Raw genomic sequence first — 12,922 nt, 5'->3', positions numbered from 1 at the left:
GCCTGAGCCCTGTCGCTCCCCTCTGTAGGCCTATCCAGAGTTCGTCGCCCGCAACGGTGCCAGCGACTCGAACTTGCGCTGATATTCGTCGGTGATCTGCTTGGCATCCTCGCTACTGGTGACGACACGCGGCGTGATCAGCACGATCAGCTCGGTGCGATCACGCTTGTGTTCCGTCGTGCCGAAAAGACGGCCCAACACCGGAATGCGATTGAGTCCAGGAATACCCGCATCAGTGATTGATTCATTCTGTTGGATCAGGCCGCCAAGCAATACGGTCTGTCCGCTCTGCACCGCGATCTGCGTGCCCACCGCGCGTTGCTGGATGGTGAAGTTGCCTTGCGAATTGGCCGCACCGCTGGTGTTGCTTACCTGCTGCTGCACGTTGAGATAAACCAGACCGCCCGGATTCACACGCGGCTGCACATCCAGAATCACACCCGTCGGGATGTAGCTGACGCTGCTGGCTGTCGTGCCCGCCGTGCTGAGCCCCGTCACGATCGACGTTTGATTGATCGGGATCTGGTCACCGACCTGGATATGCGCCACTTGGTTGTTGAGCACGACCAGCGACGGTGCCGACAGCGTCTTCGTGTTGCCGTTGGTTTCCAACGCACGAATCGCCACCTGGAATTTGCCGTTGCTGCTCAGGAACGAATAGAAGAACGGCTCGCCACCGTATTGGTTGCCGCCATCACCGAGAGCGATCTGGCGATGCGCTCCGGGATAAATGCTCGTTGCAATGCCGTTGGCATTCGGCTTGCTGTTCGCGAGCCCCTGCAGATACCACTGCACACCAAACTGCAGGTCGCCAGTCAGGTCGATCTCAAGAATTCGCATTTCGATCTGCACCTGTAATGGCACGTTGTCCAGGCGCTGAATCGCTTGTCGTATTTCCGTCCACTGTGAAGGTCGCGCGCGCACCATTAGCTGGTTGTTCGAATCCACCGAGCTGATACGGATGGAACCATCCCCGGACACGTACTGTTGGCTGACATTGCCATTGCCGTTGTTGCCGCCAAGCGATCCCGCCGCGCCACCGCTCGTGCCGCTGCTACCCAAGCCACCGCTCGTGCCCGTGCTACCAAAACCACTCGTGCCACCCGTGGCGCCGCCGGTGCCGCCGCTACCAAAGCCACCCGCACCACCAAAACCGCCACCCACACCATTCACCGAGGGCGAGCTGCCGAAGCTGCCGGCGGTACTGCCCATGCCGCTGGCGTTGCCGTTGGCATTGTCGCTGGCGCCCAGCGTGGAGCCGTTGAGCCCCGGCCCGACCTTGCCCGCGTTGCCGCCGCCACCGCTGCCGTTGGTATAGATCTGCCCCAGGTACTGCGCGAGATCCGAGGCCTTGATGTTGAGCACGTCGTACACGAACAGTTCCGGCTCGTTGCCGCCGCCGCGATCGATCTTGGTGATCCAGTCGCCCACTTCCTGCAGGTACTGCGGCTGGTTGCTGATCACCACGATGGCGTTGGTGCGTTCGATCGGCAGGAAACGCACCATGCCGGCCAGCGGGGTGTCGCTCTTGGGCCCGAACATCTGGTCAAGCTGCGGGCCGAGTTCGCCGACGTTGGCGTGTTGCAGGCTGAACACGCCCACGGACATGCCGCGCAGCCAGTCCACATCGAAGGTGTGGATGGTGCGCTGGTAGTTGTCCAGTTCGGAGGGCGTGCCCGAGAGCACGATCACGTTGCGCGAGGGGTCCGCCAGCAGCACGGAATCGGTGCGGGCGAAGGGCTTGAGTAGCTTTTGCATCTCGGTGGCGGAGATGTAGCGCAAGGAGTACAGCCGCGCCTGCAGGCCGCCTTGCGGGGCCACGGCGTTGAGGCTGGGCACCAGGTTACCGGCCACGGCGTCCTTGGCCGGCATCACCACGTATTGGCCCTCGCGCATGACCAGGGCGTTGTTGGTCCACGACAGCAGGGTTTCCAGGATGGGAATGGCCTGGCTGCTGTCCACCGGTTCGGCGGTGGAGAAGGACACGTTGCCCTGCACGCCCGGCACGATGGTGTAGTTCTGCTTGAGCAGGTCGCCGAGGATGGCTTTCACCACCGCCTGTACGGGTTGGTTCTCGAAGTTGAAGGTCACCGCACCGTCGCCGCTGGCGGCTTTGCGCGGTTGCGCCAGGCCGGTGGCACGCACGAACTGGCCGGTGCCTTCGGTGACTTGGGGCTTGGGCGAGGTGGTCTGATCGGCCGGGGTGTTGCGGGTGTTCAACGGCGCGGGCACCGGCTTTTCAGTGCCGGCCAGGGCCTCGCGCTGCAGCGCGCCGTCGTCGTGGGTCGGCGGCAAGCTCTGGCAGCCGGCCAGCCACAAGGCCAGGGTGAGGGTGCTGATGCGGGTGAACCGCGAGGTGCGCTGGATGGACATGGCTTAGTGGGCTCCCTCGGGTGTCGCGGCTTGCTGTTGGGCACGGCGCTTCTGGATGGCGTCGCGCAACTGGCGAATGCGGTCGGCTTGCGCGTCGGCCCCGTTGGGCGACTGCAAGGCGGGGTTGGGCGTGTTGGTGGTGTTGAGCATGGGGCCGTTCTGCGGCACGGGGGCGGGGGTGACTATCGCGGCACCGGGCGCGGGGGCCGGCGGTGGGTTGCTGTCGGGCTTGGGCACGTCGATGGGCGCACCGGCGGGCAGTTGCAGCTCGGTGCGGCCGCTGCCGGATTCGAACACGGCGGCGCGCGGCTTGAGCTCGACCAGGCGCCAGCTGCCGTCGGGCAAGCTGTCGCCTTCGCGCACGCGCACGTTGTGGTCGCCGCTTTTGTCGCGCAGCAGGGCCATATGCAGCGGTGGGGTGAGGATGATGCCGGTGAGCGACATGTCGCCCAGGCTGGCGCCGCCGGAGGCGGCGTGCATCACCGGTTTGCGATCGTTGTTGAACAGCGGTTGCAGCCACACGGCGGAGAACTGGGCCAGCGGTACCGACGGCGGCAGGCCTTGGTCGTGTGCGGGCGGCAGTGGCGTGGCCGGGCGTGTCGCGCCCCAGGACACGCTGCGGCCCACGCCCAGCAGCAGGGTCAGCAGCAGCGCACCGAACAGTACGGCTACACCCCCGAGGATCGGGGTCAGGCGGCGTTGGGCAGCGGCGTTCATGGCGCACCGCCCTGGGCATCGTCGCCGCTCGCGCGCGGCTGGTGCACGTAGCCGGACAGGGTGAACTGCACTTCCAACGGGGCGGCGGCCTGTTGCATGGCGGCGACCGGGTTGCGGTAGATGCTCAGATCATCGACGAACAGGTAGGGCGTGCCCTGCTCCAGGTCGTGCAAGGTCTCGGCCAGCGGCTGCACATCACAGCGCAGGCTGATGCTCACGGCGACTTTGCGGTAGGGCTCGTCGGGCGCCGCCGGCGGGTTGGTGACGGGCATTTTTTGGGTGACGTCGCAGGCGCCGCCTTGCGGATGCGCGGCTACGGTATCGACCACGCGCTGCATCAGGCCGGCGGCAGCGGCGTTGGGGTCGTCTTCGGGCAAGAAGGCGTGACTGGCCGCCTGCCCTGCGCCCATCGCAGCGATGCGCTGCTGCAGTTGCGGTTTCTCGGCAATGGCGGAGGCGTAGCGCGCGTGGGTGTCGCGCAGGTCGTCCATCTCGGCATGGATGGATTGCAGCGGCGCCACGAACCACCAGTGCAGCAGGGCGAAATAGGCGATCACCAGCACGACGAGCAACAGCAGGATCGCCGCAATGCGGCTGTCGCGCGGCTTGAGCGCGGCCAGCTTCATGGCGTGCTACCAGCCGCCGCGGGCGTCGCGGGCGCGGCCTTCGGTTTGCCGTCGTTGGGCTTGCGCAGCTGCGCCACCATGTAGAAGCGTTCCTTGCTAGTCACAGCGTCCTTCTGTATCGATCCCTGAAAGGCGGGCTCTGCAAGCCACGCCGCTCCCTTCAATGCTTCCAGCAACAACGCCGCCTGCGTGCCCTGCCCCTGCATACCGACCTGCCCAGCAGGGTCGATGTTCAATCGTTCCAGCCATGCATTCTGCGGAAGCCGCATCGACAATTCTTGCAGAATCGACAGCGTGCTGACACGACTCTTTTTGCGCTCAGCTAGGAATCCTGTCGCCCCCGCATGGTCCTGCAACTCCTGTCGCAAAACAGAGACCGCCTTGGCCTCCAACTGCATGCGCGCCACTTCGTCCTGCATAACGCGCAACGCGAGCTCGCGATTGTGCACCCATTGAAGCATGGAGAACGTGCATAGCAACACGGCACTCGCGAGAAGGATCAGGTTGAGCCTAGCCCGCCGATTCGTTCGCCGCGGCACGTCGACGGGGGAAAGCAGGTTCAGCCCCTTGCGTCCATCGCCTTCGCGGATATCGACCGCATCCAGCACAACGCCGAGTTCGCGAAACCTTGCCAACAACGGATCAAGCAACGAACGGGGAACGACAATCAACTCCGTCGACAGCTGCCCATGATTCACCGCGAAAGCAGGTACTTCGATCTCGTACACGACATCGGCCACGCAGAACGGTGTTTGTCGATCGATCTCGTAGGAAGCGACCTGCCTCAAGGTGTTTCGCGCGGCCAAAGGAAACGTGACGCGACGGCGTAAGACCCACGCATCTGGCACCAGCAATACGAAACGCGCCGCGTCAGGCGACAGACCATCGAGCGCCTTCCCGATCACATCCCGTTGCTGCGCCTCGGCCGCGGTATCACTCCAGCAGGCCACGGGCGTTGTGGCGTGCGGTGAACACCACTGCCATTGATCGCCTACTGATGCGATCACATGCCATTCGATATCACCCGAAAACCATGGCCTCAAGAACAGCGGAAGCATCTGCGCAAGCTCGTCCAGCCACCAGCGACACAGGCGCGCACCGTGCGACGCATGCCATCGCCGTACGATCGAGGCACGCCACGCTTGCGTGTTGGCATTCATTCCGCGGCATCCTCCTGCCAGCGCAAGATGGAGGCGCTCCCGCGGCCACGCACATGGTCGATGCGAACCGTGGCACTGACGCGCGACACCGTGCCATCCTTCCCCGTTGCCGAGGCAACAATCGTTCTCACGTTACTGCCGCGTGTGTTGCCCATGGGCATGCCGTTAGGCAGCATCGGCAACGGCATCTTCGCGTTTATCGCGTCTCGCGTGGAGGCGAAGCGCTTGGCCGTTGCCATGTCCATACCCGGCAACGCCGCAAGAGCCAATGGCGGTGCAAAAGCTGGTGCAGGCGTTGCTCGCCGTGACCATACCGTGAGGACGGGAGCAATCTTGCGGTATAGGGCCGGTGTCATGCCAAGGACGGTCTGCAGCTCGTCAGGTGCGTTGAATTCGCTATAACGAGGACCTCCTGCCTGCCCGGCCTGTGTGTAACGCTGCGCGCCCTCTGCGCGATTGAACGCCCCCGCCGCATCGCGTGATTCGCGCACGTTGTCCGCGAGCGCAGTTGCATCCGCCGCATCCATGCCCGCCGCGACGAACAGATTCCGAAGCACCTGGGGATCGACCGTGTTGATATCGACCTTGCCAAGCTCGTCAACGATACGTATGTCCACGCTCTGTCCATCGATGCTCAGGCCATACGGACGTCCGTCACCTATCCATCGACCGCCATCCTTGGCCGTGATCTCGGCCATGGCGCGCATCACGCCAGCTTCGGCGATATAGCGCAGCTGCGCCCGGGTAGACAGGTAGCGTGTCTGCGTGGCTTCGGTGCGAGCCAACGTGGCGAAGCCCCCAAGCAGGATCGCCAGCAGCGTGCAGGCCCATAGCACCACCAGCAAGGCAATACCCCGCTCGCGATGTGCTGAACGAGCTGTCCGATCGGCGGGCATCCATGTCCTCCCGTGAACACCTGGCTTAGCGTGTCGTGAAGCTCCAAGGATTACAGCGCAAGGCGACATTTTTGTGCCATCAGTATTGCGTTGCGTTCGGCAACAACCTGGCCAGTGCGCGCGTGTTTATCGCGTTCGCGCTCTGGCGTATCGGCGTCTGCACGAGCAGCCAGGTTTCACCATCCGCTCCACGCTCCAGTTCCACGCTGACCAATTCGGGCATCCGTCCCGCGACATGCCACTCATTGCTCCACGCACCGGGGCCTTGTTCGCTTTGACGACCGTAGTAACGAAAGCGGCCACGTGTGATGCCCTCCGCCAACGGTTCCGGCGCGAAGCCGATGCCATGCGAGGCACCCGTCGGGCTCATGCCATCACTGCTTAGCTCGAGCCGAAGCCCTCGTTGGCCATCGCGCACCAGCGCCAAGGTCTGCAATTGTGGGCCCTGGTGATCGAGATAGCCGGGAAGCGGACCAACAAACCGGATGCGTTGCTCGTCACCCTCGAACACGACAGGCACGCCCTTGCCGTCCACCTTCCAGGGAATGGCACGAGCCTGAAGAAGATCATTACGCAGGAAGCGCTGCACCGAACGCACTTCATCCAGATTCTCCATGGAACCCGTGCCAGCGCTGACCATATGCGTAGCCGTCCGTATGCCGGACAACACCCCCACCAGCAGAATGCTGAGCAAGGCGAGCGCGCTGAGCACCTCCAACAAGCTGAAGCCACGCGCGCGTATCACTTCGCACTCCCCGCCGAAGCCGCACCCTCGTCGACGGCTCGCAGCGTGGTGTAGTGAATCACTTGAGGGCGTCGTGGCGAACCCCATCGCACGTCCAGGTCGACGCGATACAAGGTGAGTGGGCTGCCCTGCGGCGGGTCGTCGTCCTGCCAGGGTGTGATGCGCAGGTGCCAGCGATAATCCTTGCTGAAATCGCCGTCGCTCTCGCCTGCCACCAAGCGATCGGTCACGCCCAAGGCATCCAGCTTCGCTTGTGCCCACATGTCAGCTTTGCTGATCTGCCCTGATCGATCCGCCAGATGCAAAGAAGCGCCCGCCACTTGCAACAACGCCGCAAACGCCACGGCCAACAGAAGAATGGCCGCGATCACCTCCAACAAACTAAACCCGCGTGCGCGCCTCATCGCTTCGCACTCACATCCGCCACACTCACCGCCCCGGTCAGCCACGACACATTCACCCGCCACTGCCGCCGCTCGCGCTGCAAGGTGATATGTCCGCCGGTAGAGCTGCCATCCGGGAAGAAACGGATGCGGCCCGTGTAGCTATTGACCTGATCTTCCTTCGCGCTGGTGATGCCGATGCGCATGCCCGTGGGCAGGCGCACCGCCGGGCCGTTGTCGGCCCGATAGGTGTTGTCGCGCGTGTCGACGTCCAAGGTGTGTTCGTTGCCGTGCACGATCGCCTGCGTACGTACCCCACGCAGCGCCGCGGCCAGTTCGCCGCTCGCCGCGCTCACGCGTGCACTGGCCAGGCCCTGCGTGACCGACACCGCCACGGCCGCCGCCGCGATGCCGATCAGCAAGATCACCGCCAGCATTTCCAGCAAGGTGAAGCCGCGCGCCGCACGCAAGGCGCGGTTGATGGTTGCGCGTGGCGGCTTCGCCGGCATCGGCTTACTGCCAGTTGCCAACGTCGGCGTTGTAGCCGTCGCCGCCGGGCTTGCCGTCCTGGCCGTAGAAGATCAGGTCGAAGCTGCCGTGGTCGCCGGGGTATTTGTAGCCAAACTCATGGCCCCAGGGATCCTTCAGCTCGGACTCTTTGGCGTACGGGCCTTGCCAGTTGCGCGCGTTGGCCGGCTTCGCCATCAGATCCTGCAGCTGTTGCGGCGGGGTGCCGTTGTCCAGCGCGTAGTTCTCGATCTTCTGGCTGAGCGTGGTGAGCTGCGCTTTGCCGGCGCCGTACTTGCCCTTGTCGACGTTCTTGCCGACCTGGGTCACCACCACCGCGCCGATGATGCCGATCAACACGATCACCGCCAGCATTTCCAGCAGGGTGAAGCCGCGTGCCGCGTGGTGACGGCCAAAAGTCTTTTGTCGCATGGGGTACCTCGTCGTCGTTCGAAGGGGGCTCTACAAGGGAACTACTGAATGTGGCTGGTGAGGTCGAGCATGGGCAGCAGGATCGCGGCCATGATGATCGCCACCAGCACCGTCATCACGATGGTGAGCGCGGGCACCAACGCCGCCAGCAGGCGGTCGATGGCGCGGCGGCTTTCCAGCTCGAAAGTGTCGGCCACCTTGAGCAGCATGGTGTCGAGCTAGCCGGCTTCTTCGCCCACCTGCACCATCTGCAGGGCCAGCCGCGGGAAGCGCTGGGATTGGTCCAGCGCGAAGGACAGCCCGGCGCCTTCCTTGACCTGCTCGGAGGCCTGCGCCAATGCTTGGTCCAGCGCTTTGTTGGCGGTGACCTGACGCGCGATGCTGAGCGAGGTGAGCAAGGGCACGCCGTTCTTGAGCAAGGTGCCGAGCGTGCGCGCGATGCGCGCGGTCTGCACTTTCAATAGCAGCGGGCCGACCAGACGCATGGTCAGCAGGCGGCCGTGCCAGGCCAACAGGGCCGCCGGATCGCGCAGGCGCGCACGCGCGATAGCCACGCCCATCACGATCAGCAGGGCGATGGCCCACCACCAGGTCTGCAAGGTGCCACCCACCGCCAGCACGATCTGGGTGATCAGCGGGATCGGCACCTGCATGTCTTCGAAGATCGGCACGAACTGGGGCACCACGTAGGCCAGCAGCAGCAGCAGTGAACCGAGTACACCGACCATCAGGAAGGCGGGGTAGATCAGCGCGTTGATGATGCTGCCGCGCAGTTGCTGGGAGCGCTCCAGGTAATCGGCGAGGCGCCGCAGGGTGTCTTCCAGCGAACCGCCGGCTTCGCCGGCGCGCACCAGGCTGATGTAGAGCTTGGGGAACACGTTGTGCTCGTCGTCCAGTGCTTGCGACAAGGGCGTGCCGCCGCGCACGCGATCACGCACGCGCTCGATCAGTTGTTTGGCGCTGGCGCCTTCGGGCAGGTCTATCAGGATGCCCAGCGCGCGATCCAGCGGCTGGCCAGCGCCGAGCAAGGTCGCCAATTGGTGGGTGAACTGGGCGAGCTGGTCGCCGGTGAACGGGCCGCGCTTGAACCAGCCGGCGATGCCGCTGCCACCGGCATCGCTGTCGGCGGCGCGCGCATCGAGCGGCGTGTGGCCTTGGTCCTGCAAGCGGCTGACCACTTCCTCGACGCTGGCCGCTTCCATCTGGCCTTGCAAGACGTCGCCGGTGGCGCTGACAGCGCGGTAGCGGAATTGGCTCATGGCCGCACCTGCGCCACGCGCATCCGCGCATCAACTTTCTTGCGTAACACGCAACACCTCCTCCAGGGTGGTGACGCCCGCGACCGCCTTGGCGATGCCATCCTCGTACATGGTGCGCATGCCTTCGCTGCGCGCGACGCGCTCGATCTCGCCGGCATCGGCACGCTGCATCACCATGCGGCGCAGCGGATCGGTCATCACCAGGAATTCCATGATGGCGCGACGGCCGCGGTAGCCGCTGGGGTTGGCCGCGCTGCTGCCGGGTTTCCACAGGCGGATCGGGCGCTCGTCGGTGTATTTGTGCAGCTCGAACTGCTCGATCACTTCGGGCAGGGCTTCATACGGGGTCGCCGTTTCCGGATCGAGGCGGCGCACCAGGCGCTGCGCGAGGATGCCGTTGACGGTGGAGCCCAACAGGTAATCTTCCACGCCCATGTCGAGCAGGCGGGTGATGCCGCCGGCGGCGCTGTTGGTGTGCAAGGTGGACAGCACCAAGTGACCGGTGAGCGCGGACTGGATGGCGATGCGGCAGGTTTCCAGGTCGCGCATTTCGCCGATCATGATCACGTCCGGATCCTGGCGCACGATGGAGCGCAGGGCGCCGGCAAAATCCAGCCCGATCTGCGGTTTGACCTGGATCTGGTTGATCCCTTCGATCTGGTATTCGACCGGGTCTTCGACGGTGATGATCTTGACGTCGGGCGTGTTGATCTGGGACAGCGCGGTGTACAGCGTGGTGGTCTTACCGGAACCGGTGGGGCCAGTGACCAACAGAATGCCGTGGGGGCGGTCCAGTACGTCGACGAAGCGTTGCTGGAAGTTATCGGTGAAGCCTAAGGAGGCGAAGTCGAACACCACCGATTCGCGGTCGAGGATACGCATCACCACCGATTCGCCAAAGCTGGTCGGCACGGTGGACACGCGCAGGTCCAGTTCCTTGCCTTGCACACGCAACTGGATGCGGCCGTCCTGCGGCAGGCGGCGCTCGGCGATGTTGAGCTTGGCCATGATCTTGACGCGGGAGATCACCGCGGCGGTGGAGCTGGAGGGCGGCGCTTCGACTTCGTGCAGTACGCCGTCGATGCGGTAGCGCACTTTGAGGCGGTTTTCGAACGGCTCGATGTGCACGTCGGAGGCGCGCTGTTCGACGGCGCGCTGCAAGATGAGATTGACCAGGCGGATCACCGGCGCTTCGGAGGCGAGGTCGCGCAGATGCTCGACGTCGTCTTCTACCGCGGCGCTGCCGTCGAGGTTTTCCACGATGGTGCCCATGGCGGAACGGCCCGAACCGTAGTAGCGCTCGATCAGGCCCTCGATTTCTGAGCGCAAACCGATGCGCAGCGCGACCGGGCGGCCGGCGGCCAGTTGCATCGCTTGCAGTGGGTAGGGGTCGGCGGGGTCGGAGACGACCAGCGCCACGCCATCCTCACCCACCCGCACCGGCACCACGTGCTGTTGCTTCAGGAAGCGCACGGAGACGTCGAGCTCGGCGGGCGGCATGTCAGGCGCGTCGCGGGCCGCCAGCAGCGGCGTATCCAGCAACTCCGACCACGCTTCGGCCAGGTCGCGCTCGGACACCAGGCCCAACCGCGCCATCAAACCCGTCAGCGTGCCGTCGGGGGATTCTTCATGCAGGCGCCGCGAGCGTGCAAGGTCTGTATCTTTCAGCCGGCCTTTGGCCAGTAATTGTCGAAATAGCTGCGTCTCGTCGGTAGAGGCAGAATCGTTACGATGAAGAGCTACAACCTGCGAGGACATGAGCGTTCCCGAACGCAGTAAATCATCACAGGCTGCCACGCCAGGATGACAGATTGTCTTTCACGCAAAAGAACGTGGGAGAGGGCCCCCGCCCTCCCCCACGTTCCACGGCAAAACAACAACAGCAAGTTGGATCAGGTACCCACGCAACCCTGCACAGCGCTCTGCGTGAAGCTGGTGCTCAGGAACGACAGACCCGTGCCCGAACCGATCTGCGTCGTGTTGGACGTGATGGTCGAGTTGTACGGCGCCCACATCAGGTTCTGCACAGCAGTCTGGTCCGAACCGTTGTTGGCGCTGTTGGCCAGCAGGTAGGACACGGCGACGATCGGGTAGCCGCTGACAGGTTTGGCGTAGGACGACGGATCGACCAGGGCAATGCACTGGGTGCTCGGCGCGCCCGAGATGGCGGACATGATCGGACGACCGGTGGTCGGATCCGCGCCGTTGATCACGTAGTTGTAATTGATCGCGGAGCTGCTGATCGGCAGCGGCGAGGCGCCGAAGTTGGCGATCGGATCCTGACCGTTGACCGTCGCAAAGCTGCCGAGTACGTTGGCGGCGTTGTCGGCTTCCACGTAGGCGATGGTGCCGTCATTGGCAACCACGTAGTTGGCGACGTTCGGGTTGCCGCTCTGGCCCACCCAATTGCTGGGCAGGGTCGGCTGATACTTGGCGACCACGTTGGTGAAGGCCTGATCGGTCACGAAGTGTGCGCTGGCCGTGCCGCTGCAGGCAGCGGACAAGTGGTTGCTGAAGCCGAACGTGGTGCCGCTGCCGTCCGAGCGATAGACCACGTTGATCGGGCCGGTGACGCTGGAGATCTGGTTCCAGTTGGTGATCTGGCCGGAGAAGATCTGGCAGACCTGCGCATCGGTCAGGTTCAGCGAGGAAACGCCGGCCTTGTTGAAGCCAATGGCAATCGCGCCGGCAACGGCTGGGAACTCCACCGGATAGCTGGACGGACGGTTGTTGCGGTAATTGGTGTAGTCGGAGGCGCTGAGCGGCGAATCGGCGCCAGCAAAGTTCGGCTGGGTCAGATCGCTACGGCCCACGGCAGCAGCGCCGAAGCCGGTCGGCGTGGCCGAACCATCCGGGCAAGCGTTCTGGACGTTGTAGGAGGTGCCGCCGATGGTGCCGCCAGCAAGGATGTTCTTGCCAGCGCCGCTGCCCGTCTGGCAGTAGGAGGTCTGCGGGTTGCCGGTCTGGGCGGAGTACACGTACAGGAACGAACCGGTGGTCGGGGTGATCTGGCGATGCGTGGCATCACCACCGTAACCCAGCGCCGGCAGGGTGGCGCCACCACCAACCAGCGTGGTGCCGGCGTGAGCCGCAGAGGCAACAGCGGCAAAGCTGAGAACCAGTGCACCCGCGAGCGTCTTCATGCGGGTATTTCCATTGGACCCGAAAATCATGACTTACCCCTTGGCAGAAATACCTCCGGAATGGAGGCCTAATACTTTTTACGTTTGCGCAGTGACATCACGATTAAAATTAAAAGTAACTGCAAATGACGACAGCATGACTCTTACTATTTTTTTATTTAGACAAATTAGCCATGAAACAAACCATGTCACCAACGTGATGAAAGCATGAATTTTTTATTTAAATAAAAATCACGACCAAAATCACACTTTGCGCTAATCAATAAATTCGCGAATCATGGTGGCGACCTCCATGTCGAGCCCCGGACGCTTGGCAAGATCGCTGAGGTCTATCTGGTTCATTTCGCGCACGACGCTACGCAAGGCGCTGCGCCGCCCTTCCTGGCACCATACGTTGAATACAGGGATCAGCGAGATGAGCACATCCGCGCAGGGGTCATCGGGCGCAGGATCGATTTTCCGCCTGAGGCGATTGCGAACCACATAACTGGAACGTGCATGCCATGCAATGACGGGATAGTCGAGCAACCGCCTTGAAAATGTCCTATTGCATTGATTAATCAACCTCTCGGCAGCCTTTTCCTGGTGCGCATCAATCAGATGCCTTAATACCATTGAAAATGCGGCTAAACGCCCACCATCCCCGCTGTTACAGGGTGCATCCATGGCTATCATCGGTCG

12 protein-coding genes and 1 pseudogene are annotated in these 12,922 nt (G+C 63.6%); all 13 read right to left on the bottom strand.

Annotated elements, in window-relative coordinates; translation table 11 throughout:
• Positions 1-30 precede the first annotated feature (30 nt).
• The 13 genes and pseudogenes from gspD to DYST_RS00765 all read right to left on the bottom strand — a co-directional run bounded on the left by gspD (position 31) and on the right by DYST_RS00765 (position 12,907).
• On the bottom strand, positions 31-2,373 hold the full coding sequence (gene gspD, locus DYST_RS00825) for a type II secretion system secretin GspD (RefSeq protein ID WP_239949331.1): 2,343 nt from the start codon (positions 2,371-2,373) through the stop codon (positions 31-33).
• Positions 2,374-2,376: 3 nt separating this feature from the next.
• The gene (locus DYST_RS00820; RefSeq protein ID WP_239946703.1) at positions 2,377-3,090 is read right to left on the bottom strand and encodes a general secretion pathway protein GspN; all 714 of its coding nucleotides are present in this window, start codon (positions 3,088-3,090) and stop codon (positions 2,377-2,379) included.
• A complete protein-coding gene (gspM, locus tag DYST_RS00815; protein ID WP_102303096.1) occupies positions 3,087-3,716 on the bottom strand; it encodes a type II secretion system protein GspM in 630 nt (209 codons plus the stop codon). Before gspM ends, DYST_RS00820 begins: the two co-directional genes overlap by 4 nt.
• On the bottom strand, positions 3,713-4,876 hold the full coding sequence (locus DYST_RS00810; protein ID WP_239949329.1) for a PilN domain-containing protein: 1,164 nt from the start codon (positions 4,874-4,876) through the stop codon (positions 3,713-3,715). Before DYST_RS00810 ends, gspM begins: the two co-directional genes overlap by 4 nt.
• Positions 4,873-5,772, bottom strand: coding sequence for a general secretion pathway protein GspK (locus DYST_RS00805; RefSeq protein WP_239949327.1), 900 nt, complete (start codon positions 5,770-5,772; stop codon positions 4,873-4,875). Before DYST_RS00805 ends, DYST_RS00810 begins: the two co-directional genes overlap by 4 nt.
• 79 nt (positions 5,773-5,851) lie before the next feature.
• The gene (locus DYST_RS00800) at positions 5,852-6,517 is read right to left on the bottom strand and encodes a prepilin-type N-terminal cleavage/methylation domain-containing protein (protein WP_239949325.1); all 666 of its coding nucleotides are present in this window, start codon (positions 6,515-6,517) and stop codon (positions 5,852-5,854) included.
• Entirely contained in the window at positions 6,514-6,921 is a 408-nt protein-coding gene (locus DYST_RS00795) for a prepilin-type N-terminal cleavage/methylation domain-containing protein (protein ID WP_239949323.1), read from the bottom strand. Before DYST_RS00795 ends, DYST_RS00800 begins: the two co-directional genes overlap by 4 nt.
• Entirely contained in the window at positions 6,918-7,409 is a 492-nt protein-coding gene (locus DYST_RS00790) for a GspH/FimT family pseudopilin (protein WP_275666909.1), read from the bottom strand. Before DYST_RS00790 ends, DYST_RS00795 begins: the two co-directional genes overlap by 4 nt.
• A gap of 4 nt (positions 7,410-7,413) precedes the next feature.
• Positions 7,414-7,839, bottom strand: coding sequence for a type II secretion system major pseudopilin GspG (gspG, locus tag DYST_RS00785; RefSeq protein ID WP_102303101.1), 426 nt, complete (start codon positions 7,837-7,839; stop codon positions 7,414-7,416).
• A 41-nt stretch (positions 7,840-7,880) separates the two neighbouring features.
• Positions 7,881-9,098: pseudogene (gene gspF / locus DYST_RS00780) on the bottom strand (type II secretion system inner membrane protein GspF).
• A gap of 30 nt (positions 9,099-9,128) precedes the next feature.
• Positions 9,129-10,856 (bottom strand): type II secretion system ATPase GspE, encoded by a 1,728-nt coding sequence (gene gspE, locus DYST_RS00775; protein ID WP_239949321.1) that lies wholly within the window; start codon positions 10,854-10,856, stop codon positions 9,129-9,131.
• A 134-nt stretch (positions 10,857-10,990) separates the two neighbouring features.
• On the bottom strand, positions 10,991-12,241 hold the full coding sequence (locus DYST_RS00770; RefSeq protein ID WP_239949319.1) for a substrate-binding domain-containing protein: 1,251 nt from the start codon (positions 12,239-12,241) through the stop codon (positions 10,991-10,993).
• Between the two features lie 255 nt (positions 12,242-12,496).
• Complete coding sequence (locus DYST_RS00765) at positions 12,497-12,907, bottom strand: hypothetical protein (RefSeq protein ID WP_239949317.1); 411 nt, start codon at positions 12,905-12,907, stop codon at positions 12,497-12,499.
• Positions 12,908-12,922 lie beyond the last annotated feature (15 nt).

Source organism: Dyella terrae (assembly GCF_022394535.1).
Lineage (GTDB): Bacteria > Pseudomonadota > Gammaproteobacteria > Xanthomonadales > Rhodanobacteraceae > Dyella.
Note: the sequence above shows the minus strand (reverse complement) of the source record. Positions and strands in the feature narration are given on the sequence as shown.